This is a genomic window from Serratia sp. CY47444 (genome assembly GCF_052168635.1).
GTDB lineage: Bacteria > Pseudomonadota > Gammaproteobacteria > Enterobacterales > Enterobacteriaceae > Serratia > Serratia bockelmannii.
The window spans coordinates 37578-61803 of record NZ_JBJNMH010000004.1 but is presented as its reverse complement, the minus strand read 5'-3'; the positions used below and the strand labels follow the sequence as shown (position 1 = coordinate 61803).

General features: G+C 60.8%; 25 protein-coding genes and 1 other RNA gene. 9 read left to right on the top strand and 17 right to left on the bottom strand.

Annotated elements, in window-relative coordinates:
- Nucleotides 1–334 precede the first annotated feature (334 nt).
- From ACJ8IL_RS08535 to mtgA, 4 genes are all read left to right on the top strand, one after another.
- On the top strand, nt 335–1273 hold the full coding sequence (locus ACJ8IL_RS08535; protein ID WP_197811450.1) for a TIGR01212 family radical SAM protein: 939 nt from the start codon (nt 335–337) through the stop codon (nt 1271–1273).
- 92 nt (nt 1274–1365) lie between these two features.
- Nucleotides 1366–3705 (top strand): aerobic respiration two-component sensor histidine kinase ArcB, encoded by a 2340-nt coding sequence (arcB, locus tag ACJ8IL_RS08530; protein WP_025304360.1) that lies wholly within the window; start codon nt 1366–1368, stop codon nt 3703–3705.
- A gap of 237 nt (nt 3706–3942) precedes the next feature.
- Nucleotides 3943–4596: an isoprenoid biosynthesis glyoxalase ElbB gene (gene elbB / locus ACJ8IL_RS08525; RefSeq protein WP_043141979.1), complete on the top strand. Its 654-nt coding sequence runs from the start codon at nt 3943–3945 to the stop codon at nt 4594–4596.
- On the top strand, nt 4593–5324 hold the full coding sequence (gene mtgA, locus ACJ8IL_RS08520; protein ID WP_025304358.1) for a monofunctional biosynthetic peptidoglycan transglycosylase: 732 nt from the start codon (nt 4593–4595) through the stop codon (nt 5322–5324). The genes elbB and mtgA overlap by 4 nt, the downstream gene beginning before the upstream one ends.
- A gap of 39 nt (nt 5325–5363) precedes the next feature.
- Here mtgA and dolP read toward each other — a convergent pair whose 3' ends face one another.
- The 4 genes from dolP to ACJ8IL_RS08500 are packed head-to-tail and all read right to left on the bottom strand — an operon-like array spanning nt 5364 to nt 8980.
- Entirely contained in the window at nt 5364–5939 is a 576-nt protein-coding gene (gene dolP, locus ACJ8IL_RS08515) for a division/outer membrane stress-associated lipid-binding lipoprotein (RefSeq protein ID WP_004937101.1), read from the bottom strand.
- A 9-nt stretch (nt 5940–5948) separates the two neighbouring features.
- Nucleotides 5949–6539 (bottom strand): DnaA initiator-associating protein DiaA, encoded by a 591-nt coding sequence (gene diaA, locus ACJ8IL_RS08510; RefSeq protein WP_004937103.1) that lies wholly within the window; start codon nt 6537–6539, stop codon nt 5949–5951.
- Nucleotides 6540–6590: 51 nt separating this feature from the next.
- A complete protein-coding gene (locus tag ACJ8IL_RS08505; protein WP_015379164.1) occupies nt 6591–6944 on the bottom strand; it encodes a YraN family protein in 354 nt (117 codons plus the stop codon).
- Nucleotides 6941–8980 carry a penicillin-binding protein activator gene (locus tag ACJ8IL_RS08500; RefSeq protein WP_043141990.1) on the bottom strand — a complete coding sequence of 680 codons (2040 nt, stop codon included), beginning with the start codon at nt 8978–8980 and terminating at the stop codon, nt 6941–6943. The genes ACJ8IL_RS08505 and ACJ8IL_RS08500 overlap by 4 nt, the downstream gene beginning before the upstream one ends.
- Nucleotides 8981–9042: 62 nt before the next feature.
- Between ACJ8IL_RS08500 and rsmI the strand changes: the two genes are divergently transcribed.
- Nucleotides 9043–9906, top strand: coding sequence for a 16S rRNA (cytidine(1402)-2'-O)-methyltransferase (gene rsmI / locus ACJ8IL_RS08495; protein ID WP_004937108.1), 864 nt, complete (start codon nt 9043–9045; stop codon nt 9904–9906).
- Between the two features lie 41 nt (nt 9907–9947).
- Nucleotides 9948–10325: RNase P RNA component class A (rnpB, locus tag ACJ8IL_RS08490), an RNA gene on the top strand.
- A gap of 58 nt (nt 10326–10383) precedes the next feature.
- On the opposite strand, the gene ACJ8IL_RS08485 is transcribed toward rnpB, so the two are convergent.
- Complete coding sequence (locus ACJ8IL_RS08485) at nt 10384–11085, bottom strand: pirin family protein (protein ID WP_261425116.1); 702 nt, start codon at nt 11083–11085, stop codon at nt 10384–10386.
- Between the two features lie 107 nt (nt 11086–11192).
- Between ACJ8IL_RS08485 and ACJ8IL_RS08480 the strand changes: the two genes are divergently transcribed.
- Nucleotides 11193–12089 carry a LysR family transcriptional regulator gene (locus ACJ8IL_RS08480; protein ID WP_025304355.1) on the top strand — a complete coding sequence of 299 codons (897 nt, stop codon included), beginning with the start codon at nt 11193–11195 and terminating at the stop codon, nt 12087–12089.
- A gap of 50 nt (nt 12090–12139) precedes the next feature.
- Here ACJ8IL_RS08480 and ACJ8IL_RS08475 read toward each other — a convergent pair whose 3' ends face one another.
- The 11 genes from ACJ8IL_RS08475 to ACJ8IL_RS08425 form a co-directional block, all read right to left on the bottom strand.
- Complete coding sequence (locus ACJ8IL_RS08475; protein WP_049208330.1) at nt 12140–13126, bottom strand: glutathione S-transferase family protein; 987 nt, start codon at nt 13124–13126, stop codon at nt 12140–12142.
- 71 nt (nt 13127–13197) lie between these two features.
- A complete protein-coding gene (locus ACJ8IL_RS08470; protein WP_004937119.1) occupies nt 13198–13593 on the bottom strand; it encodes a DoxX family protein in 396 nt (131 codons plus the stop codon).
- Nucleotides 13594–13888: 295 nt separating this feature from the next.
- Nucleotides 13889–14176: a YqjK-like family protein gene (locus tag ACJ8IL_RS08465; protein ID WP_004937121.1), complete on the bottom strand. Its 288-nt coding sequence runs from the start codon at nt 14174–14176 to the stop codon at nt 13889–13891.
- Complete coding sequence (locus ACJ8IL_RS08460) at nt 14173–14574, bottom strand: phage holin family protein (protein WP_015379160.1); 402 nt, start codon at nt 14572–14574, stop codon at nt 14173–14175. Before ACJ8IL_RS08460 ends, ACJ8IL_RS08465 begins: the two co-directional genes overlap by 4 nt.
- 2 nt (nt 14575–14576) lie before the next feature.
- Nucleotides 14577–14882 carry a DUF883 family protein gene (locus ACJ8IL_RS08455; protein WP_004937125.1) on the bottom strand — a complete coding sequence of 102 codons (306 nt, stop codon included), beginning with the start codon at nt 14880–14882 and terminating at the stop codon, nt 14577–14579.
- 164 nt (nt 14883–15046) lie between these two features.
- Nucleotides 15047–15418: a DUF1090 domain-containing protein gene (locus ACJ8IL_RS08450; RefSeq protein ID WP_025304353.1), complete on the bottom strand. Its 372-nt coding sequence runs from the start codon at nt 15416–15418 to the stop codon at nt 15047–15049.
- A 242-nt stretch (nt 15419–15660) separates the two neighbouring features.
- Nucleotides 15661–16035, bottom strand: coding sequence for an EnvZ/OmpR regulon moderator MzrA (gene mzrA, locus ACJ8IL_RS08445; RefSeq protein WP_004937130.1), 375 nt, complete (start codon nt 16033–16035; stop codon nt 15661–15663).
- Nucleotides 16032–16712, bottom strand: coding sequence for a DedA family protein (locus ACJ8IL_RS08440; protein WP_025304352.1), 681 nt, complete (start codon nt 16710–16712; stop codon nt 16032–16034). The genes mzrA and ACJ8IL_RS08440 overlap by 4 nt, the downstream gene beginning before the upstream one ends.
- 136 nt (nt 16713–16848) lie before the next feature.
- Entirely contained in the window at nt 16849–17295 is a 447-nt protein-coding gene (locus tag ACJ8IL_RS08435) for a hypothetical protein (protein WP_025304351.1), read from the bottom strand.
- Between the two features lie 186 nt (nt 17296–17481).
- Nucleotides 17482–18258 carry a transcriptional regulator ExuR gene (gene exuR / locus ACJ8IL_RS08430; protein WP_033636102.1) on the bottom strand — a complete coding sequence of 259 codons (777 nt, stop codon included), beginning with the start codon at nt 18256–18258 and terminating at the stop codon, nt 17482–17484.
- Nucleotides 18259–18376: 118 nt separating this feature from the next.
- Entirely contained in the window at nt 18377–19675 is a 1299-nt protein-coding gene (locus ACJ8IL_RS08425; RefSeq protein WP_025304349.1) for an MFS transporter, read from the bottom strand.
- Between the two features lie 284 nt (nt 19676–19959).
- Here ACJ8IL_RS08425 and uxaC point away from each other — a divergent pair, with 284 nt between their 5' ends.
- The gene (uxaC, locus tag ACJ8IL_RS08420) at nt 19960–21372 is read left to right on the top strand and encodes a glucuronate isomerase (protein ID WP_147823195.1); all 1413 of its coding nucleotides are present in this window, start codon (nt 19960–19962) and stop codon (nt 21370–21372) included.
- A gap of 20 nt (nt 21373–21392) precedes the next feature.
- Complete coding sequence (locus tag ACJ8IL_RS08415; protein ID WP_439056267.1) at nt 21393–22880, top strand: UxaA family hydrolase; 1488 nt, start codon at nt 21393–21395, stop codon at nt 22878–22880.
- Between the two features lie 52 nt (nt 22881–22932).
- Here ACJ8IL_RS08415 and sstT read toward each other — a convergent pair whose 3' ends face one another.
- Complete coding sequence (gene sstT, locus ACJ8IL_RS08410) at nt 22933–24168, bottom strand: serine/threonine transporter SstT (protein WP_164063435.1); 1236 nt, start codon at nt 24166–24168, stop codon at nt 22933–22935.
- Nucleotides 24169–24226: the final 58 nt, after the last annotated feature.

The following is a 24226-nucleotide window of genomic DNA, read 5'->3' as shown; positions in this document are numbered from 1 at the left end:
CAACACCGATCCCCGCAGAAGTGTGAGCTGTCTCACTATAGTGCAACCCCTTAATCTCTGCACCATGCTAGTGCGGGGGTTAATGCCAGAATTTTATTCTATAAGATATTGCTTGGCTGATGTTTATGACTATTTTTCACCGTGTTGTCATATTGCCGTTAACGGTTGCGTGACGATTAGAATAATTCATCAGAATTATAGTGAATTGATTTGCGTTTATGATGAATAGTTATGCCTGGTGGCGCCTTGCGGGGAAAGCGTTGATCTCTGTCATCGCGGGAAAAGCCGTTTCTTATTAGCATCGCGGCTTTGAACACAGAGAATCACCAAGATTATGCAGTTGCCGCAATTAGTCAATATGTTTGGCGCAGATCTCCAGCGCCGCTATGGCGAAAAGATCCATAAACTCACGCTGCACGGCGGATTCAGCTGCCCTAACCGCGACGGCACGTTGGGGCGCGGCGGCTGTACGTTCTGCAATGTCGCCTCGTTCGCCGATGAAGCGATGCAGCGCCAGAGCATCGACGAACAGCTGGCGCAGCAGGCCGCGCGGGTCGATCGGGCGCGGCGCTATCTGGCCTATTTCCAGGCCTATACCAGCACCTATGCGCAGATCGAACGGCTGGCGTCGATGTATCGGCAGGCGTTGGCGCAGAGCGCCATGGTCGGCCTGTGCGTCGGCACCCGGCCGGACTGCGTGCCGCCCGCCGCGCTGGATCTGCTGGCGGGATACCGCGAGCAAGGCTATGAAGTGTGGCTGGAGCTGGGGCTGCAGACGGCGCACGATAAAACGCTGAAGCGCATCAATCGCGGCCATGATTTTCGCTGTTATCAGCAGACGGCGCGGCTGGCCCGGCAGCGCGGGCTGAAGGTGTGCTGCCATCTGATCGTCGGGCTGCCGGGAGAAACTCAGCGCGATCATCTGCTCACGCTGCAGCGGGTGGTGGAGACTGGCGTGGATGGCATCAAACTGCATCCGCTGCACGTCGTGACCGGCAGTACCCTGGCACGAGCGTGGCGCGCCGGGCGCTTGTCCGAACTGGCGTTGGAGGACTACGCCGTCAGCGCCGGGGAGATGATCCGCCACACGCCGGGCGAGGTGGTGTATCACCGTCTTTCCGCCAGCGCCCGTCGGCCGACGCTGCTGGCGCCGCTGTGGTGCGAAAACCGCTGGAGTGGCATGCAGGCGGTCGGCGCTTATCTGCAACAGCGCGGTGGGCAGGGCAGCGCGCTGGATGAAAAGTGGCGCTACCACCCTGGAATGCCGCTCTGAAGTGCAATCTTTGCCACACTTCGGCGTTTGCCGCCTTATCTCACCGCGGTTTTACGGTATGATTCAAAAGATTGTGTCTGATGGGAGCCGCTATGAAGCAAATCCGGGTGTTGGCCCAGTACTACGTTGATTTAATGGTGAAACTGGGGTTGGTGCGCTTCTCGCTGCTGCTGGCCTCGGCGCTGGTGGTGCTGGCGATGGTGGTGCAGATGGCGGTGACCATGCTGCTGCGCGGCGAAGTGGAAAGCATCGACGTGGTGCGTTCGATCTTCTTCGGCCTGTTGATCACCCCGTGGGCGGTCTATTTTCTCTCGGTGGTGGTGGAACAGTTGGAAGAGTCGCGCCAACGGCTGGCGCGGCTGGTGGACAAGCTCGAAGAGATGCGCCACCGCGATCTGGAGCTCAATCAGCAGCTCAAAGACAATATCAGCCAGCTGAATCAGGAGATTGCCGACCGTATCAAGGCGGAAGAAGAGCGCCTGCAGGTGATGGAAAAGCTGACCGAAGAGATGGAACAGCGCGAGCTGGCGCAGATTGAGCTGGGCCAGCAATCGGCGCTGTTGCGTTCCTTCCTCGATGCCTCGCCGGATCTGGTCTACTACCGCAACGAAGACAAAGAGTTCTCCGGCTGCAACCGCGCGATGGAGCTGCTGACCGGCAAAAGCGAGAAGCAGCTGATCGGTCTGACGCCGTTCGACGTCTACGGCCAGGAGATCGCCGAAAAGGTCATTGAGACCGACGAGAAGGTGTTCCGCCACAACGTTTCGCTGACCTACGAACAGTGGCTGGTGTATCCCGACGGCCGCAAGGCCTGTTTCGAGCTGCGCAAGGTCCCGTTTTACGACCGGGTGGGCAAACGCCACGGGCTGATGGGCTTCGGCCGCGATATTACCGAGCGTAAGCGCTACCAGGACGCGCTGGAGAACGCCAGCAGGGAGAAGACCACCTTTATCTCCACCATCAGCCACGAGCTGCGTACGCCGCTTAACGGCATCGTCGGCCTGAGCCGCATTTTGCTCGATACCGAGCTGAATGACGAGCAGTTGAAATACCTGAAGACCATTCACGTCAGCGCCATCACCCTCGGCAATATCTTCAACGACATTATCGAAATGGATAAGCTCGAGCGGCGCAAGGTGCAGCTCGACAACCAGCCGGTGGACTTCACCGGTTTCCTGGCAGATCTGGAGAACCTCTCCGGCCTGCTGGCGCAGCCGAAAGGGCTGCAGTTCATCATGGATCCGCAGACGCCGCTGCCGCAGCAGATCGTGACCGACGGCACGCGCCTGCGGCAGATCTTGTGGAACCTGATCGGCAACGCGGTGAAATTTACCCAACAGGGGAAAATCGTGGTGCGCGTGCGGCGCGAGGCGCAGGAGAAGTTGGTGTTCGAGGTGGAAGATTCGGGCATGGGCATCCCGCAGGACGAGCAGGACAAGATCTTCGCCATGTATTACCAGGTGAAAGATCAGCGCGGCGGCCGTCCGGCCACCGGCACCGGCATCGGGCTGGCGGTCTCCAAGCGGCTGGCGCAGAGCATGGGGGGTGACATCACCGTGCGCAGCGAACAGGGGCACGGTTCTTGCTTCACTCTGACCATCCAGGCGCCGGCGGTGCAGGAAGCCGTCAGCGAGGTATCGGAGGAAGAGGAGCTGCCGTTGCCGGCGCTGCACATCCTGCTGGTGGAGGATATCGAACTGAACGTGATCGTGGCGCGATCGGTGCTGGAGAAATTGGGCAACAGCGTCGATGTGGCGATGAACGGCCACGATGCGCTGGCGATGTTCGACCCGGACGAGTTCGATCTGGTACTGCTGGACATCCAACTGCCGGACATGACCGGGCTGGATATCGCCCGGGCGCTGCGCGAACGCTATGCCGGGCAGGCGCTGCCGCCGCTGGTGGCTTTGACCGCCAACGTGCTGAAAGACAAAAAAGAGTATCTCGAGGCGGGCATGGACGATGTGCTGAGCAAGCCGTTGTCGGTGCCGGCGCTGACCCAGGTCATCAAACACTATTGGGATCATCAACCTTCTCACACTTCAAAGAAAACGGAGCACAAGGCGATGCAGATTAATGAGTCGTTACTCGATACCGCGATGCTGGAACAGTACATGGATCTGGTTGGCCCGCAGCTGATCCACCAAAGCCTGGAGATGTTCGAACAGATGATGCCGGGCTACCTGGCGGTGCTGGACTCCAACATGACGGCGCGCGATCAGAAAGGCATCACCGAGGAAGGGCACAAGATCAAGGGCGCCGCCGGTTCGGTCGGTCTGCGCCATCTGCAGCAGCTGGCGCAGCAGATTCAAACGCCGACGCTGCCGGCCTGGTGGGATAACGTGCAGGATTGGGTGGATGAGTTGAAGCAAGAGTGGCGCAACGATGTGCAGGTACTGCGGGCTTGGGTTGAGAACGCTGAAAAAAAATGACCCCGACCTAAGCCGGGGTGCGCGAATATTGCGCCAACACCAGGGAAATTGTGAACCTGCGTATTGGTTTCAGTGTTCTGGTCGAGCAGGTTGTTGCGAATTCCTAAACATCATACAGCCAACAACATAGCAAATGTAAGCGCTCTTGTTAGAAGATTCATTAAAATGTGTGATGTAGATTAGTGTTTGTCAACTCAGAGCACGAACCAGTTGACAGCAGCGACAGGAGTAAGAGTGATGAAAAAGGTGGGTGTAGTCCTCAGCGGCAGCGGCGTTTATGACGGTACGGAGATCCATGAAGCGGTGCTGACGCTGCTGGCGTTGGACCGTGCCGGCGCCCAGGCGGTGTGCTTTGCGCCTGATAAACCACAATGCCATGTTATTAATCACTTATCGGGTGAGGAGATGGCGGAGTCGCGCAATGTCCTGATTGAATCGGCGCGCATTGCCCGCGGGGCAGTGCAGCCGCTGGCGCTGGCGGAAGCCGCCCAGTTGGATGCGCTGATCGTGCCCGGTGGCTTTGGCGCCGCCAAGAATCTCAGCAATTTCGCCGAAGCCGGCGCGGAATGTTGGGTCGATGAAGATTTGGCGCGTCTGACGCGCGAGATGCATAAGGCCAACAAACCAATTGGCCTGATGTGCATCGCGCCGGCGCTGTTGCCGAAACTGTTGGATCAACAAGCGCGGCTCACCATTGGCAACGATCCGGACCTGGGGGAAGTGATTGACGCCATGGGCGGCGAGCCGGTGATTTGTCCGGTGGACGACATCGTGGTGGACAGCGAGCACAAGATCGTGACTACGCCAGCCTATATGCTGGCGCCGTCGATCGCGCAGGCGGCCCTCGGCATCGATAAGCTGGTGGCGCGGGTGCTGGAACTGTCTGAATGAGAAAATCGCTCGGCGGATGGCGGCGGCTGCGCCCGTGGTATTGGCTGAAGCGCGGTGTCATCGCGATTATCGGCCTGTGGGTGTTGGGCATTGTGCTCTTTGCCTTCCTGCCGGTGCCGTTTTCCGCCGTGATGGTGGAGAGGCAAGTCAGCGCCTGGCTGAGCGGCGACTTCGGCTACGTCGCCCATTCGGACTGGGTGTCGATGGACGATATCTCGCCGCAAATGGCGCTGGCGGTGATGGCGGCGGAGGATCAGAAGTTTCCAGACCATTGGGGCTTCGATGTGGCGGCCATTGAAAAGGCGCTCAGCCACAACGAGAAACGCCCGACGCGCATCCGCGGCGCATCCACGCTGTCGCAGCAGACCGCTAAAAACCTGTTTCTGTGGGATGGCCGCAGCTGGCTGCGCAAAGGGCTGGAGGCCGGGCTGACGTCGGGCATCGAGCTGGTGTGGACCAAGCGACGTATTCTGACGGTGTATCTGAACATCGTCGAGTTCGGCGACGGGGTGTTCGGCGTGGAAGAGGCTTCACAGCGCTTTTTCCATAAGCCGGCCAAACGTCTGAGCGCGGCCGAAGCGGCGCTGCTGGCGGCGGTATTGCCGAATCCGCACCGCTTCAGGGCCGATGCGCCGTCCGGCTATGTGGTGCAGCGTCAACAATGGATTATGCGCCAAATGCGGCAACTGGGCGGGGAAGCGTTTTTACGCGAGAACAAGCTGGATTAAACGTGCGGGAGCGGCACGGTGCCGCTCCCGCCAAGCGGTTTATTTCACATAGGTAAAGGCGGTCGTGACGTGCTTCACGCCGCTGACCTGGCTGGCAATCTGCGCCGCTGACTGCCCTTCCTGCTGCGTGACCAGGCCCAGCAAGAACACTTCGCCGTTTTCGGTAGTAACCTTCACGTTGGACGATTTCACCGTATCGCTGGTGAGCAGCTGCGAACGCACCTTGGTGGTGATCCAGGTGTCGGAGGACGCGGTGCTCAGGCTGACCGGCGTGCCCTGACGGATCTCGTTATACACTTCGGTCGTGCCTTCCACGCCCATGGCGATCTGCTTGGCGCGCGCGGTGAGATCGGCGTTAGGCGACTGGCCGGTCAACAGCACCTTGCCCTGATAGGCGGTGGCGACCACCCGGGCATCTTTCTTCAACTGCTGGTCTTTGCTCAGGGCGCTTTCGACCCTGGCTTCCAGCGTGCCGTCATCCACCTGGGTCCCGACGCTGCGCGGGTCGGTGGCGGTTTTGGTCGCGACGGCCGCACTGCCGACGACGACGCCGGCGATACAGCCTTGCAACAGCAGGGCGCTGGACAGCACTGCAAATGTGGCTTTTAGCTTCATCTCAGTTCCTTAATCGTCCTGGTGGGGGAATAACGTATTGTCTATCAGGTCGCACAGGCAGTTTACGGTCAGCATATGCATTTCCTGAATGCGCGAGCTGCGGTGCGACGGGATGCGGATCTCGACATCCTGCTGGCCGAGCAACCCGGCCAGTTCGCCACCGTCGTAGCCGGTGAGCGCGACGATGGTCATATCGCGGGTCACGGCCGCCTCGACCGCTTTCACAATATCACGGCTGTTGCCGCGGGTGGAAATCGCCAGCAGCACGTCACCGGTGTGCCCAAGTGCGCGCACCTGCTTGGCGTACACTTCGTCGTGCAACCGATCGTTGCTGATCGCCGTCAGCACCACGTTGTCGGCGTTGAGGGCGATGGCTGGCAGGCTGGGGCGCTCGGTTTCAAAACGGTTGATCATGCTGGCGGCGAAGTGCTGCGCGTTGGCCGCCGAGGTGCCGTTGCCGCAGCACAGGATTTTGTTGCCGTTGAGTAAGGATTGAACCAGCGTCATCGCAGCGCGGGAAATGGCGTCCGGCAGTGCTTCCGCCGCCGCGATCTGGGTTTGGATGCTTTCGGTAAAACAGACTTTAATTCTATCCAGCACGTTGTATTAATCCACTAAGTCAAAGGGCCGGTCTGCGCCGCAAAACCCCAATTAATCCGCATTGAAGGCGTTGGGTATCCATTCTAACTGGCTACCGGTAATGGCCAAAACATCAAAACGGCAAGATGATGTGTCAAAACTGGCTCCGCGCCCCGCCAGCCAGACGGCGGCGGCGTGCAGCAACCGCTGTTGTTTGCGAAAGGTGACGCTGGCGGCCGCGCCGCCGAAGGCGTCGTTGCGGCGGTAGCGCACTTCGACGAATACCCAGGTAGTGCCGTCGCGCATGATGAGGTCGAGCTCACCGCCGCGCACCGCGACGTTGGCGGCGCAGAAGGTGAGCCCGGCGTGTTCCAGGTGACGGCGGGCCAGTAACTCGTAGCCCGCCCCGGAGGCGCGTGGGTTCAAGAGACCGGAACGACCGTACCCTGACGGTATTGCAGCCAAGGCAGCTTGCGGTTGATCACGCAGTTCGGCGATGCGCTCAGCGTACCGGTGGTGCCGGAAACCTGGAAACCCGGCAGCTGGCGCATTTCAGCAAAGTGGTTGGCCAATGTCCAGGCATCCATCCCCATTGCATACAGGCGCACCAGCGAGTAATCGTTGCGGAAGCGCGCGCTGGCCTGCTGCAGCAGCTGAGGGTTTGAGCCGGCCAGCAGCGGGATATCGCTGAACTGCAGGCCTTCCATTTCCAGACGGAAGTCCGGGCCGGCGCCGGCCTGGTAGCTGCGCGAGCTGGCGTACATCGCCGGTTTGCCGCGCGAGCTGGTGGCCATGTCGATCATCGGTTTGATCAGCGTCAGTTGGGACTGGGTAGCGACGATATACACCGCGTCGACGCTGCCGCCGGTGGCGGCGGGCACGTCGCTCGGCGGCGCAGGAATGGTCAGCCCGGCGATGGTGACGCTCTGCGGCGCCGGGGCGCTCGACATCGGCGTGCCGGTCATGCGGATGCCGCCGCTGTTCACCATCTGGCGCAGCTCGCCGGCAGAGCCGATGTCCTGACGCAGCACGGTTTGCCCGCCTTGTTTCTGCCATTCCTGGTTAAAGGCCTTGGCGACGCGATCGCCGAAGGCGCCGCGCGGCACCAGCAGCAGCGGTTGACGCTTCTGCTGTTCCCAGATGTGGCGGGCGGCGTCGCGCGCTTCATCTTCCGGCGACAGGGCGAAGTAACAGATGTTCAGGTTGTCCTTCGGCGTTTCCGGCTGGTTGAGCGCCAGCACGTTCAGCGTGGTGGTGCTGGCGGACAGCTGATCGACGTTCTCTTTGAGCAGCGGCCCGACCACCAGAGTAGCGCCATCCTGCTGCGCCTGGCTCAGCAAGGCGGCCAGCGGCTGGCTGGTGGTGTCGTACACTTTGACCTGCGCATTAGCGGCCTGCAGCGGCGTTATCGGCGCGCTGGACGGTGCAGCGGGTTGCGCGGCGGTCACGGCCGGCTGGCTCTCTTGCGCCGAAGGGCTGACCGCGCCGTTGGCGTTGATGTCACCCGCTGCGGCCTGATCGGCCGGCGCCGTTTGGGCCGGTGCGCTGGCAGGTTGCGCGGCTTGAGGTTGCGGCGCCGGCATGGAACCGCCGTTTTTCGCCGCTTCGAAGCCTTGCTGGATGGCGTCGGCGAACACTTTCGCCTGGCCGTTCAACGGCAGCAGCAGGGCGATTTTCGAGGTGGAGGCCTGAGTGAAGTTCAGCACCTGGTTCAGGCGAGCCGGCAGCGTTTTGGCTGCCGGGTTCTTCGGATAACGGTTCTGCCAATCTTTGATGCCGGCCTTCAGCAGATCGGGATCCTGCTTGTTGTCCTGATAGACGCGCAGCAGATCCAGCCAGCCTTGCAGCACGTTCTCGTCGGCGTTGATCACCAGGCTGTTCATCTCCTGCGGCGTCAGCTGCAGCAGGGCCTGCCAGGTTTGATCCAGATTGTCCTGGTGCGGTTTGCCGGTCAGCAACGGCTCCTGAGCGATATAGGCGCGGATCAATGGCAGCGACGCTTTGCCTTGATTGGCGGCGATCTGCGCCTGGTAGTAGCGCACCTTCTGATTTGGCGACAGCGCACCGCTGTCCAGGTGGCCCAGCGTGCTGCGGGCGCTGACGTAGCTCTTGTTGGCGATCTGCAGTTCGGCGGTCAGCAACTGGCGCTCAGTCTGCTGTGCGCCGCTGAGGTTTTTCGGCAACTGATTCAACTGGTCGCCGGCCTGCGGCAGTTTTCCTTCGCGCAGCAAGGCGCGAATAGCAAGTAATTGCCAGTCAGCCTTGTTATCATCGCTGCTTTGCTGCAACTGCTGCAGGTAGTAATCGGAGCTGGCGCTCGCTTCGTCCTGTATATTGGCGGGCGGCGTTTGCGGGGCCCGACTTGGACAGCCTGCCAGGAAAAGGGCGGCCGCGATGACTGCGGTAAGTCGGACAGGCTTGGAACGCCCTGCTTTGGTACGAACGAATGTTGAGGAAAGCATACTGTATCCAGTGATGTTTTTTTCAAGATGCTCAATATTAAATCGGCAACCCGGATGAAACAATGAATCAACACCAACAATCAGTCATTTCTGCATCAACGCTGTATGTGGTGCCCACCCCCATCGGCAATCTGGGCGATATTACCCACCGTGCGTTAGAGGTACTGAAAAGCGTTGATCTGATCGCGGCGGAAGATACGCGCCATACCGGATTGCTGTTGCAACACTTCGCGATCAACGCGCGTCTGTTCGCGCTGCACGACCACAACGAACAGCAAAAGGCCGATCAGCTGCTGGCGAAACTGCAGGAAGGCCAGAGCATCGCGCTGGTGTCCGACGCCGGGACGCCGCTGATCAACGATCCCGGTTATCACCTGGTGCGCCGCTGCCGCGAGGCCGGCATTCGCGTGGTGCCGCTGCCGGGCGCCTGCGCCGCCACTACCGCGCTGTGCGCCGCGGGCGTCGCTTCCGACCGTTTCTGCTACGAAGGTTTCCTGCCGGCGAAAACCAAGGGGCGCAAGGATACGCTGATGGCGCTGGCGGAGGAACCGCGCACGCTGATTTTCTACGAATCCACCCACCGCCTGCTGGAAAGCCTGCAGGACATGGTCACCGTCTGGGGCCCGCAGCGCTATGTGGTGCTGGCGCGCGAGCTGACCAAAACCTGGGAATCCATCCACGGCGCGCCGGTGGGCGAGCTGCTGGCGTGGGTGCAGGAAGATGAAGTGCGCCGCCGCGGTGAGATGGTGCTGATCGTCGAAGGCCACAAAGCGCAGGAGGATGCGTTGCCGCTCGAGGCGCTGCGCACGCTGGCGCTGCTGCAAAAAGAGCTGCCGTTGAAAAAGGCGGCGGCGCTGGCGGCGGAAATCCACGGCGTGAAGAAAAATGCGTTGTATAAGCACGCGCTGGAGCAACAACAGCCGTAAAGCGGTTGACCTGCCGCCGCCGCAACGCTACTATCCGCGCCGGAGTTGACCAGACAGTCGCCGCTTCATTGCCGTCCTCTTCGGGGAGACAGATGGAGGGGAGGAAAGTCCGGGCTCCATAGGGCAGGGTGCCAGGTAACGCCTGGGAGGCGCAAGCCTACGACTAGTGCAACAGAGAGCAAACCGCCGATGGCCCGCGCAAGCGGGATCAGGTAAGGGTGAAAGGGTGCGGTAAGAGCGCACCGCGCGGCTGGCAACAGTTCGTGGCACGGTAAACTCCACCCGGAGCAAGGCCAAATAGGGGTTCACATGGTACGGCCCGTACTGAACCCGGGTAGGCTGCTTGAGCCAGTGAGCGATTGCTGGCCTAGAGGAATGACTGTCCACGACAGAACCCGGCTTACCGGTCAACTCCCTCGACAAAAGAAAACCCCGCGCAACTGGCGTTGCGCGGGGTTTTTCGTTTTCCGGCCGGCCTTACACCGGCAGGTCAATCAACAGCGCGCGCAGCGGCGTCTCGGCGCGGATCGTCAGGCGGTTTTCCTCACGCACGAAGGCGCCGTCGCCGCAGGTCAGGCGTTGCGCTTCGTGGCGCTCGCCGGTGGCGGCGATGGTACCGTGTATCGACTGCAGATAAGCGCGCGGCCCATTAATCGTCAGCGTGTGTTCTTCGCCCGGCTGCAGATCGAGATGATGGATCCAGACCTGCTGGCGCAGCTGCAGGCTGCCCTGCGCGCCGTCAGGCGAGGCCAGCAGCAGGTTGCCTGCCGCCGGCAGCGTCAGACGCTGCACCCGCTCGTTGTTGCGTTCCGGGCAGGCATCCAGCCACAGCTGCAGACGAGTCAGTGGCGTATCGCTGCTGACGTTCTGTTCGCTGTAGCTCAGGCTTGGCTGGGTGGCCAACAGCAGCGCTTCGCCGGCTTTGGCGCGTGCGGTGTTGCCGTCGCTGTCGCGGTATTCCGCCTCGCCTTGCAGGATCAGGTTCAGGATATCGACGCTGGGATAGGTGCGCGGCTGGAACGACGCGCCCGGCGCCAGCACCTCCTGATTCAGCACCCGCAGCGACGCGTAGCCCATCAGTTTGGGATCGAAGTAGTGACCAAAGGAAAAGGTGTAGCGAGCCTGCAGCCAACCAAAGTCAGCTTGCCCGCATTGTTGTGCTGTTCTGCATGTAATCATGGCAATCGGCTCTCTAAATTCATTATCCAAATGGTAAGCATCTGGACGTCGGATTGTTAGCCAGTTAATCTGGTCGGCATATTCAAATTTCCTGACAGAGGGATGCGATGGCCAGAGATCGGGCGCTCACGCTTGAGGCACTAAGGGTGATGGATGCAATCGACCGGCGCGGCAGTTTCGCCGCGGCCGCCGACGAATTGGGCCGGGTGCCGTCGGCACTCAGCTACACCATGCAAAAATTGGAAGAAGAATTGGACGTGGTGCTGTTCGACCGTTCGGGCCACCGCACCAAGTTCACCAACGTGGGGCGCATGTTGCTGGAACGCGGGCGGGTGCTGCTGGAAGCGGCCGACAAGCTGACCACCGACGCCGAGGCGCTGGCGCGCGGTTGGGAAACTCACCTGACCATCGTCAGCGAAGCGCTGTCGCCGCCGAGCCTGCTGTTCCCGCTGGTGGACAAGCTGGCGCTGAAGGCCAACACCCAGGTGTCGATTTTCACCGAGGTGCTGGCGGGCGCCTGGGAGCGGCTGGAGCAGGGGCGCGCCGACATCGTGATCGCGCCGGACATGCATTTTCGCGCGTCGTCCGAGATCAACACCCGCAAACTGTATAAGGTGATGAGCGTTTATGTCGCCGCGCCGGATCATCCTATCCACCTGGAGCCGGAGCCGCTTTCCGAAGTGACCCGCGTGAAATACCGCGGCATCGCGGTGGCGGATACCGCTCGCGAGCGCCCGGTGTTGACCGTACAGCTGCTGGATAAGCAGCAGCGTCTGACGGTGAGCACCATTGAAGACAAACGTCTGGCGCTGCTGGCCGGGTTGGGGGTGGCGACCATGCCGTATCCGATGGTGGAGAAAGATATCGAGGCCGGGCGGCTGCGCGTGGTGGGGCCGGAATACAGCCGCGAAGCCGATATCATCATGGCCTGGCGGCGCGACAGCATGGGGGAGGCGAAAGCCTGGTTCCTGCGCGAAATTCCGCGCCTGTTCGCGCAGCGTTAAGTCGGTTGGATGACATCCCCTTGCCGGGCGGCAAGGGGATTTTTTTCGCCTTAACCGAAGCGCTGGTCGCGGCCGTGCGGCTCGTCCAGATCCTGCGCCGGCCCGATGGAAATGATGCCGTGCGGGTTGATGGTGGCGTGGCTGCGGTAGTAGTGGTTGCGAATGTGCGGCAGGCTGACCGTCTCGTCGATGCCCGGCATCTGGTAGATGTCGCGCAGGAAGCCGTACAGGTTGAGGTAGTCGCTGATGCGGTGTTTATCGCACTTGAAGTGGGTGACGTACACCGGATCGAAACGCACCAGCGTGGTCCACAGACGCAGGTCGGCTTCGGTCAGCCGATCGCCGGTCAGGTAGCGATGCTGCCCCAGGATCTGCTCCAGGCGCTCCAGCGCGTTGAATACCCCGTTGACCGCTTCGTCATAGGCTTCCTGGCTGGTGGCAAAACCGGCTTTGTACACGCCGTTGTTCACTTGATCGTAAATCCAACCGTTCAGCTCATCGATCTTGCCGCGCAGCGCGGTCGGGTAGTAGTCGCCTGCCCGAGCGCCGACGCCGTCAAATGCGCTGTTGAACATGCGGATGATGTCGGCGGATTCATTGCTGACGATGGTTTGCCGCTGTTTATCCCACAGCACCGGCACGGTCACGCGCCCGCTGTAGTGCGGATCGGCCCGCAGGTAGATCTGGTACAGGAAGTCGGCGTGATACAGCGGATCGCCGGTGGTTTCCGGAAAATCCTGGCCGAAGGTCCAGCCGTTTTCCAGCATCAGCGGGTGCACCACCGAGACCGGAATGATCTGCTCCAGCCCTTTCAGTTTGCGCATCAGCAGCGTGCGATGCGCCCAAGGGCAGGCGAGAGAAACATAAAGGTGATAACGGCCCGCTTCGGCCTGGAAGCCGCCCACGCCGTGTTCGCCCGGCTGACCGTCGGCGGTCACCCAATTGCGAAACTGAGCGGTTGAACGTTTGAAACGGCCGCCGGTAGATTTGGTGTCATACCAGATGTCTTGCCAAACGCCATCGACGAGTTGTCCCATGGGAATCTCCTTGGTGTCCGAGTTAAAAAACGACAGAGCCCGGCATGCCGGGCCCTGAATGACAGTTTAGATTACCATTTCTTGTTCAGAAGACGGTCGATGCTGAAGCCGCCCGGGCCTGCGACCGCCAACACGATGAAGCCGCCGGCGATGGTCAGGTTTTTCATGAACATCAGCTGGTTTACGCCTTCCGCAAAGTCAGTGTGGAACAGCAGCGCGGTCAGGATGGTGAAACCGGCAGTGAACAGCGCCACGGTGCGGGTCAGGAAACCGAACAGGATCGCCAGACCGCCGCCAAATTCCAGCAGGATGGTCAGCGGCAGCAAGAAGCCAGGCACGCCCATCGATTGCATGTACTGTTGGGTACCGGCATATGCGTCACCCATTTTGCCGTAGCCTGCCACGATAAACAGGATTGGCATCAGAATACGAGCAACCAACAAACCTGTATCTTCTAATTTTTTCATCATCTACTCCAAAGTGTTTTTGTGCGCCTGTTCGGCGGTAGTCATATCAACGGGCGGCGTAGCGGGTCTCTGACCCTGTCCGCTCCGTATCGTATTGATGGAGTGAATGTTAAGCGGGAAGTGCTCAGGTTGTTAGCAAGTAAAACTGTCGTAATTTTTCAAAAAATCTGAATCTTTAGCGTGCTAATAAAATGCCGCCGATCAGCAGGTTGCCCGGCCCCGGGGTTGGACGCGTTGTATCAAGGGAGAAAATGCGGGCAGAGCAACAGGAGGTTTGAAGGAAAGACTAAGCGGCTTACTTGGCAGAAAACGTCTTTTTAAACAGACGGATAGCGCTCCATGCGCCGAAAGCGCGACGCGACCAGCGGATCATCTTGCTGGGATGGCGGATGCCGTACAGCGCCATGACGCTGGAACCGAGCACCAGATAGCGGCGCAGGCCAAACACCGTTTGCCAGCCGCGGTCGATGCGTTCGGTCTTTTCCAGCCACAGAGACTTGTGTTCGGCCAGATCCAGACGCTGTTGCTGGATCTGCCGAATCAGCCTCTCTTTTTTCCATTCCAGATAGCGGCGGCGGCTCATGGCTCGCGCTCCAGTTCGGCGCGGTCGAGTTCCAGCTGTTTGCGCGTGGCACCGAGCAGCGTGGTGCGACGGGCCTTGACCAGCGTCCAGATGGTGCCGACCACGGCGAGGAACAGCAGCACGCCGGTTGTCGCGCCCAGCGCCACCAGCCGGTAGACCGGATCGATGGCCCAGAAGATCAGGATCAGCAGGCTCATCAAACCGAAGGCGGTGAACAGCAGCGTCATGCCGGCCATGATCAGCAGCTGAATGAGGTTGGCTTTCTCCTCTTCCAGCTCGACCACTGCCAGCCGGACGCGGGTTTCCACCATGCCGACCAGGATCGTGATGATGCGCTGACCGATATCCAGGACCCCTTTAGCGGGGCCCTGCGCGCGCACTTGCGGTTGTTCAGCCATGATTAACGACGCGCGAGCAGCACGCCCAACACGACGCCGACCGCCGCGCCGATACCGATGCCGGTCCACGGGTTGTCGCGCACGTAGTCGTCGGCCTGGCCGGCGATCTGCTTGGTTTGCGAAGCCAGCTTGTCACCGGCGTCGCTCAGGCGAGCGCGGGTCTCTTTCAGCGCGCCTTCCGCTTTCGAGCGCAGCTTCTCCAGCTCGGCTTTCGGCTTGTCGGTGGAGGAGTTCAGCACTTCCTCCAGCGTATCGGCTAAGGACTTCAGTTCAGCGCGTAAGTTTTCTGCATTTGAATCATGTGCCATGTGATTATTCCTTAACGTTTATTTCGACAGACTTTTAACATAGCGGATTTTTTCGCCGGAGCAAAGGGGTGATGGCCAGCAGATAACACCAGACATCAATTTCATATGCTTAAGAAATCCCGTGTGATGGGGCTCTCATCGATAAATCCGCTGGTGTGAAAAAATTATTCCGCCTGGGCGCGTTTCAACTCAGCTTGCGCTTCCGCCAGCTTTTGCTGCTTCTTGGCGACCTTGTCCAGCTTGCCGGTTTGCTGCGTTTCTTTCAGTTCCTGCCGGCGCTCGTCGACCTTGCGCTGTTTCTCTGCGATGTTTTTTTGGCGTTCGGCCTGCAGGCCGGCTTCGGTGCAGTGAGTCTGCACTTCGCTTAGCGCTTTTTTTAGCCCGTCCACGCGGTGGGTGTTACCGTGCTGGGTGGCGTAGTCGATTTGCTGTTGGATGTTTTGCGCTTTGGCGGCACAACCGCCCTCAGCGGCCGCAGCGAGGGCCGGCAGCGTGCAGAGAGGCAACAGCAGTAACAGGGAGTGGCGTAATTTCATCTTTCAGTTCCTTTTCATGGGGTACCTGAACAGGCACCCGCTTTCCTGGCTGCCGAAGGTGGCAGCGCGAGAGGAGGGCGTTCATTGCCGGCTGAAGTTATCCTTCAGCATAGTCATGAAACCGGCGTGCCCCCAAAGAATCAGCCGTGACTCAGTGCTGACTGGTTAATTCTTGAGCTAATCGGTGCGAATGAAAATGAAGATAATGGCAGTGAAAGGAAACCCCTTCATCTGAAGGGGGATTATCCCAGATTGAGTGGGGAACGCGCAAATTCGCGCACCCAATGCGATGGCACGGGGGATTCGCTCAACGCGATGTGGTAACCGGGCGGCAGGATGGTTTGCAGCGCTTCGCGCGCCAGCAACTGCTGCTCCGGCGAATCCAAACGGATGACCAGGCCATCACCTTCCGGCGTGATGCTTTTGATGCGGATGCCGCGCTCATCCAGGCGCTGGTAGACGTAAAAGCCGTCGGGCAGCGACAGCCCTTGCTGGCTGGCGCGAATGCGCAGCTCGCTCTCGGTGCGCACCATACAGGGCACCAGCAGCGTCGCCAACGCCAGTAGGGCGAGCGCGATCATCAAGACGTATTGCCAGCGCGGGCGCTTTGCTGTCACGCCCCTTTCCCCGGGTTCTGGCCGCTGGCGCGTTTCTTGCGCCACAGCACGATCAGCGAGCCGACCAGCCCAACCACCAGCAACACCAGCGGCAACATCATCAGGCAGAACATCAGCTGATCTTCATACTTGCGGAACACCGGGGTTTTCCCGAGGGCGAAGCCCAGCGTCGTCAGGATCAAGACCCACAGCAGGCCGCTCATCCAGTTGAAGAACTGGAAGCGCGCGTTGTTCAGGCCGGACAGGCCGGCGATGGTTGGCAGCAGGGTGCGCACGAAGGCCAGGAAGCGGCCGACCAGCAGGGCGGAAAGGCCGTGGCGGTGGAACAGGTTATGCGCACGCTGATGGTAGTGAGCCGGCAGATGCGAAAGCCAGCCTTGCACCGTTCGCGTATTGCCGAGCCACCGGCCCTGTATATAACTGACCCAGCACCCCAGGCTGGCGGCGACGGTCAGGATAACGATGGTCAATGGGAAGCCCATGGTGCCTTTGGCGATCAGCACGCCGACTAGGATCAGCAGGCTGTCGCCCGGCAGGAAAGCGGCCGGCAGCAGGCCGTTTTCCAAAAACAGGATCATGAACAGCAGGATGTAGAGGGTCCACACCAGCGAAGGGTTCGCCAGCGTCTCAAAATCCTGCTGCCACAAGGCATGTATCAGTTCTTTAATGATGTCCATCCGGTGTTCCTAAAACGTCATTGTTTATTTTTATCTCAGCGGTGGAACGGGCGTGGGCTGAAAACGCGCGGCGATCCTGAATGCTGATAACGATGAAACGGCGTTGCTTTAAGGTTTCTAAGCGGTGCGACACCGGTCATAGGTGGTAAGTCAGCGTGCCACGGTACTGCATGTTACTTTCTTTCCAGCCGGCCTGCCGACTCTGTTGCCTGGAGGCGTCCAGCATCCCGTCGACCTGGGCAAGCCGGTTGGGAGCCGGCGTGTCCTGGCGGGGGAAGCGAATTCGGTAGCCCGGCTCTGCGGCCAGGGTATAGACCGGCACCGGCAGGGAGGAGGCGAGCAGCGAGCCGGAGAAAGAGTGCGCTCTGGGCAGCAGCAGCGGCAACTTGCCGGGGGCTTTGCGGCGCGCTTCGGCCGGCGCCCGATACACCTGATCATAGGGGGAAAGCGCCGGCTCCGCCAACAGCGGCAGGCTGCTCAGCGCGCTGGGGGTGGGCTTGGGTGACGCCACGCATAGCTGTGGGCCGGAGACCGAACCGGTCCAGCAGAAAACAGCAATCAGCATGGCAAACAACCAGCGCATTTATTCGCGTCCCGCCCCCGCAGCAATGGGTAAAAAAGTGGGCTAACTCTACCAAAATAGCACGATTGGCAACAGGGAAATCTACGTTGCCGACGGTGAAATAGTACACGGCAAACGGCGGTTCCGGCATCGATTCAGCGGATTTTACATTACCTGACATAAGCCGACGGTTTTTGACCGCCGTGGCTATTTCGGCTCGTGGCTCACGCCATCCAGATGCACCACCGGATTCTCGGCGAACAGGTAGCGATCGGCGTTGTATTCGAAGTCGTCGCTGGTGGCGTTGAACAGCATCTGCTTGGTGTTTTCCAGGTGCTGCCACATCGCCAGTTTGGCGGCGTAAGGATCTTTGCGCATCAGCGCCTTGAGGATCTGATCGTGATCGTCGCACCAGCTGGCGATCGAACGTTCGTCGATATGCTCGTGCAGTTTCTTCCAGTAAGGGTTGTTGACCCGCTGCACCCACATTTTTTCCACGATGGTGGCCATGGCGGTGTTCTGGGTGGCCAGCGCCACCTGCACGTGGAACTTCAGATCCCACTGCGAGTCGCGGAAACGATCCTCTTTGCGGGCATGCTCCTGGATCTCCATCAGTTGCACGATATCCTGCTTGGTCACCTGGGTGGCGGCAAATTCGGCGATGTTGCTTTCTATCAGTTGGCGCGCCTGCAGCAGCTCAAACGGGCCGGCGGTGGCGAACTCGATGCTGTCGCCCGGCACCACCAGGTGTTTTTGCTGGTTGGACACCACGTGGATCCCGGATCCCTTGCGCACGTCCACATAGCCTTCGACTTCCAGCATGATGATCGCCTCGCGCACCACGGTGCGGCTGACATTCATCTCTTCGGCGATGTATCGCTCGGCCGGCAGCTTGTCGCCTACCGGATAACGGCCGCTTTCGATGCGTTGCTTCAGCTCGGCGGCCAGTTGCTGATACAGGCGTCTGGTTTCAGTGAATTCCATAGTGAATGCTCTATACGGTGCGGTGGGAAGGGGCGCGTGGCCATCGGATTTGTTATACCACTTATTCGGCACCGCTGCCAGAGGAGCAAGGGGCCCGGCGCAGCGGCCGGGCGGGGGATCAGCTGCGCGCCGGGGTGGGCTGCAGCGCGGCGGGTTGCGGTTCGGCGGCCGGGCGGTTTTGCAACACCGTCCAGATGACGATGGCGCCGAGAATGTCGAAGACCGACAGCGCGGCGAACAGCGGGCTGAAGCCGAGGGTGTCCGCCAGGGCGCCGACCACCAGGGCGAACAGCGTGCTGGCGGTCCAGGCCGCCATGCCGGTCAGCCCGTTGGCGGTCGCCACCTCATTGCGGCCGAACACGTCGGAAGAGAGGGTGATCAACGCGCCGGACAGCGCCTGATGGGCGAAGCCCCCGACGCACAGCAGCGCGATAGCCGCGTAAGGGCTGGTGAACAGGCCGATCATGCCGGGGCCGATCATCAACACCGCCCCCATCGTCACCACCAGCTTGCGTGAGACGATCAGGTTGACCTTGAAATATTTCTGGAACAGCGGCGGCAGATAACCGCCGACGATGCAGCCGAGATCGGCAAACAGCATCGGCATCCAGGCGAACATGGCGATCTCTTTCAGGTTAAAGCCGTAGGCCTTGAACATGAACAGCGGGATCCAGGCGTTGAAGGTGCCCCACGCCGGCTCCGCGAGAAAGCGCGGCAACGCGATGCCCCAGAACTGGCGATTGCGCACGATCTGCCAGGCGGACATCTTTTTGGCGTTAGAGGTCTGGTGCTGCGCTTCCTGGCCTTCGAGGATGTAACGGCGTTCTTCCTGGCTCAGTTTCTTCTGATCTTTCGGGTGTTTGTAGAACAGCAGCCAGCAGATGGCCCAGATCAGGCTCAGCACGCCGGTGATGATGAACGCCATCTCCCAGCTGTGCGCGACGATGGCCCATACCACCAGCGGCGGGGCGATCATGCCGCCGATCGACGAGCCCACGTTGAAATAGCCGACGGCGATCGAACGCTCTTTGGCCGGAAACCATTCGCTGCTGGCCTTCAGCCCGGCGGGGATCATTGCCGCTTCGGCCATGCCGACCGCGCCGCGCGCCAACGCCAGCCCACCCCAACTGTTGGCCAGCGCGGTGCCCATGCAGAACAGCGCCCACAGAATGGCGAACATGGCGTAGCCGACCTTGGTGCCCAGCACGTCCAACACATAGCCCGCCACCGGCTGCATCACGGTGTAGCAGGCGGAATAGGCGGCGACGATATAGGAATACTGCTGGGTGGTGATGTGCAGCGTATCTTCCAGCGTCGGCGCCGCCACGGCAATGGCGTTGCGGGTCAGGTAACCCAGCACGGTGCCGATGGTCACCAGTCCGATCATGTACCAGCGTAACCCTTTAATTTTACGCATCCGAAGTGTCTCCCCGTTTGAAGGTGTGGCCGTCGATGCGGCTGGCGAGACAATAACCTGTCATACAGGTTTAAAAGTTGAGTGATATCACAAAAGGAATTATTCGCCTGAGCAATACTGTGGTCGGTGAAATAGGGCATTTTTGCCGGTAAATTGAGCGAAAAAGGGCGTAGAGAGAGGATGAACGGCAGACCTCGGGAAAAATCTGCTGGACGTTAGTGAAAATTGGTGTGATAACTTTTGTGATTCGAACCCCGTGCCGCACGGCAAGTAAGGAGCCCGAGATGGCGACGTTTTTGAGCGAAGATTTCCTGCTGGACAGCGAATTTGCCCGGCGCTTGTATCACGACTACGCGGCGCAGCAGCCGATTTTTGATTATCACTGTCATTTGCCGCCGCAGCAGATCGCGGAGAATACCCGCTTCAGCAACCTGTACGATATCTGGCTGCGGGGCGATCACTACAAATGGCGGGCGATGCGCACCAACGGTGTGGCGGAGCGGTTGTGCACCGGCGATGCGGGCGATCGCGAGAAATTCGACGCCTGGGCCGCCACGGTGCCGCACACCATCGGCAACCCGCTCTATCACTGGACGCATCTGGAGCTGCGCCGGCCGTTCGGCATCACGGATACGCTGTTGTCGCCGGCCACGGCGGATGAAATCTGGCAGCGCGGCAATGCGCTGCTGGCGCAGGATGAGTTTCGCGCACGTGGCATCATGCAGCAGATGAATGTGAAAATGGTCGGCACCACCGACGATCCGATCGACGATCTGCGCCATCATCGGGCGATCGCCGACGATCATAGCTTCGATATCAAGGTGCTGCCGAGCTGGCGGCCGGACAAAGCTTTCACCATCGATGCGCCCGGCTTCAACGACTATCTGCGGCAGCTGGAGGCGGCGGCGGACACCGCCATCGGCCGCTTCAGCGCGCTGTGCGACGCCCTGTACAAGCGCATGGATCACTTCGCCACTCACGGTTGCAAAGTGGCCGATCATGCGCTGGACGTGGTGGTGTTCGGCGAGGCCGATGAAGCGGCGCTGGATGCGATCCTGCTGCGCCGCCTGAACGGCGAGCTGCCGACGCCGGAACAGAGCGCCCAGTTCAAAAGCGCTGTGCTGCTGTTTTTGGCTGGCGAATACCGGCGCCGAGGCTGGGTGCAGCAGTATCACATTGGCGCGCTGCGCAATAACAACAGCCGCATGTTGGCCGCCGTCGGGCCGGATATCGGCTTCGACTCGATCAACGACCGGCCGCTGGCGGAACCGCTGTCGCGGCTGCTGGATGCTCAGGCGCGGCAGGGCGGTCTGCCAAAAACCATTCTCTATTGCCTCAATCCGCGCGATAACGAAGTGATCGGCACCATGATCGGCAATTTTCAGGGGGAAGGCACGCCGGGCAAGATGCAGTTCGGCTCCGGTTGGTGGTTCAACGATCAGAAGGACGGCATGCAGCGCCAAATGACGCAGCTGGCCCAGCTCGGGTTGCTGAGCCGCTTCGTCGGCATGCTGACCGACAGTCGCAGCTTCCTGTCGTATACGCGGCATGAATACTTCCGCCGCATCCTTTGCCAGATGATCGGCCGTTGGGTGGCGGACGGCGAAGCGCCGGCGGATATCGCGCTGCTAGGCGAGATGGTGAAAAACATCTGCTTCGACAACGCCAAAAACTATTTCGCCATCGAACTGGCGTAGCCGTTATCCGGGACTGGTTTATGCAAAGTACGATAAAGATTCACGAGCAGGATAACGTGGCGGTGGCGCTGCGCGATCTGGCCGCCGGAGAAATGCTTGAGTTGGGCGGGGAGCGTATTCAGCTGGCGCAGCCGGTGGCGCGCGGGCACAAGTTTGCGCTCGGCCCGATCGCCGAGGGCGAAGACATCATCAAATACGGCCAGCCGATCGGCCATGCGCTCGCGGCCATTGCGCCTGGGGAGCACATTCATTCGCAAAACGTCAAAACCAACCTGAGCGATCTGGACAGCTACCGTTACCAGCCGCAGTTCCCAACGTTGCCGCCGCAGGCGGCGGATCGCGAGGTGCAGCTGTACCGCCGGGCCGGCGGCGACGTGGGGATCCGCAACGAGCTGTGGATCGTGCCGACCGTCGGCTGCGTCAACGGCATCGCCCGTCAGATCCAACAGCGCTTTTTGCAGCAAACGCAGGCGGAGGGGATCGACGGCGTGCATCTGTTCAGCCATCCGTTCGGCTGCTCGCAGCTGGGGCAGGATCATGCCAACACCCGCATCATGCTGCAGAACATGGCGCGCCATCCCAATGCCGGCGCGGTGCTGGTGATCGGGTTGGGGTGCGAGAACAATCAGGTAGATGCTTTTCGCGCCACGCTGGGGATGGCGGACGAGCGGCGGCTGCGCTTTATGGTGTGCCAACAACAGGACGACGAGGTGGAAGCCGGGCTGGCGCTGTTGCACGAGCTGTACCGGGAGATGCGCCACGATCGCCGCGAGCCGGGCCGCCTGAGCGAGTTGAAGTTCGGCCTGGAGTGCGGCGGTTCGGACGGATTGTCGGGTATCACCGCCAACCCGCTGCTGGGGCGCTTTTCCGACTATGTGATAGCCAACGGCGGCACCACGGTGCTGACCGAAGTGCCGGAGATGTTCGGTGCCGAGCGCATTCTGATGAGCCGCTGCCGCGATGGGGAGACCTTCGAAAAAACCGTCGACATGATCAACGATTTCAAACGCTATTTCATCGCCCATCAACAGCCAATTTATGAGAATCCGTCGCCGGGCAACAAGGCCGGCGGCATCACTACGCTGGAGGAGAAATCGCTCGGCTGCACCCAAAAAGCGGGGCTAAGCCAGGTGGTAGACGTGCTGAAATACGGCGAGCGGCTGCGTGTGCCGGGGCTGAATCTGCTCAGCGCGCCGGGCAACGATGCGGTGGCGACCAGCGCGCTGGCCGGCGCCGGCTGCCATATGGTGCTGTTCAGCACCGGGCGCGGCACGCCGTACGGCGGCTTTGTGCCGACGGTGAAGCTGGCCACCAACAGCGAGCTGGCGGCGAAGAAACCGCACTGGATCGATTTCGACGCCGGCAGCCTGGTTCACGGCGTGGCGATGGAGACGCTGCTCAGCCGCTTCATCGATCTGATTGTCGAGATCGCCAACGGCCGCCCGGCGCGCAATGAAGCCAACGATTTCCGCGAGCTGGCGATCTTTAAAAGCGGGGTGACGCTCTAAAGCTGACAAAAAAGGCGCTCGAGGGAGCGCCTTTTTATGAAGCAACTTGCGCTTAACGCACCTTCAGCGGGTCTTCGTTCGCCAGCCGTTGATCTTCCGCCTGGCAGGCGGCGGCGGTGAACAGCACGTCGGTGGAGGAGTTGAGGGCGGTTTCCGCCGAATCCTGCAGCACGCCGATAATAAAGCCGACCGCCACCACCTGCATCGCCACGTCGTTCGGAATGCCGAACATGTTGCACGCCAGCGGGATCAGCAACAGCGAGCCGCCGGCCACGCCGGAGGCGCCACAGGCGCACAGGGCGGCCACCACGCTCAGCAGCAGAGCGGTCGGGACGTCCACCGCGATGCCCAGCGTGTTCACCGCCGCCAGCGTCAGCACGGTGATGGTGATCGCCGCGCCGGCCATGTTGATGGTGGCGCCCAGCGGGATGGAAACCGAGTAGGTGTCCTCATTCAGGTTCAGCTTCTTGCACAGCTCCATGTTCACCGGAATGTTGGCGGCTGAGCTGCGGGTGAAGAAGGCGGTCACGCCGCTCTCGCGCAGGCAGGCGAACACCAGCGGATACGGATTGCGGCGGATTTTCCAGTAAACGATCAGCGGGTTGAGTACCAGCGCCACCAGCAACATGCAGCCGAGCAGCACCATCAGCAACTGGGCGTAGCCCCACAGCACACCGAAGCCGGTTTCCGCCAGCGTGGAAGCCACCAGGCCGAAGATGCCAAGCGGCGCACAGCGGATCACCGCTCGCACCACCAGCGTAACCGCATGGGACATGTCGTTGATCAGCCCTTTAGTGGTTTCGGAAGCGTGGCGCAGCGCCAGCCCCAGCCCGACGGCCCACGCCAGAATGCCGATGTAGTTGGCGTTAATCAGCGCATGGAACGGGTTGGCCACCACGCTCATCAACAGGCCCTTCATCACGTCCACGATGCCGCCTGGCGGGGTGATGTCGGTTGCGCCGGTGGTCAGCGCCAGCGTGGAAGGGAAGATAAAGCTGACGACGACCGCCACCAGCGCCGCAGCGAAGGTGCCCAGCAGATAGAGGAACAGGATGGGGCGAATGTTGGTTTTCTGCCCCTGTTTATGGTTGGCGATCGAGGCCATCACCAGTATCAGCACCAGCAGTGGCGCTACCGCTTTCAGCGCGCCGACGAACAGGGTGCCGAGCAGGCCGACCGCCGCTGCCGCCGCCGGTGAAACCAGCGCCACCAGAATGCCGGCCACCAGGCCGACCATGATTTGTTTGACCAGGCTGCCCTGCGTGATCTTTTGTAGTAGTTTTTGCATAGTGCTTTCTTCCTGATGTTATCTGGCCGCCGCGGCGGGAACGACGCCGGGCAGCTTT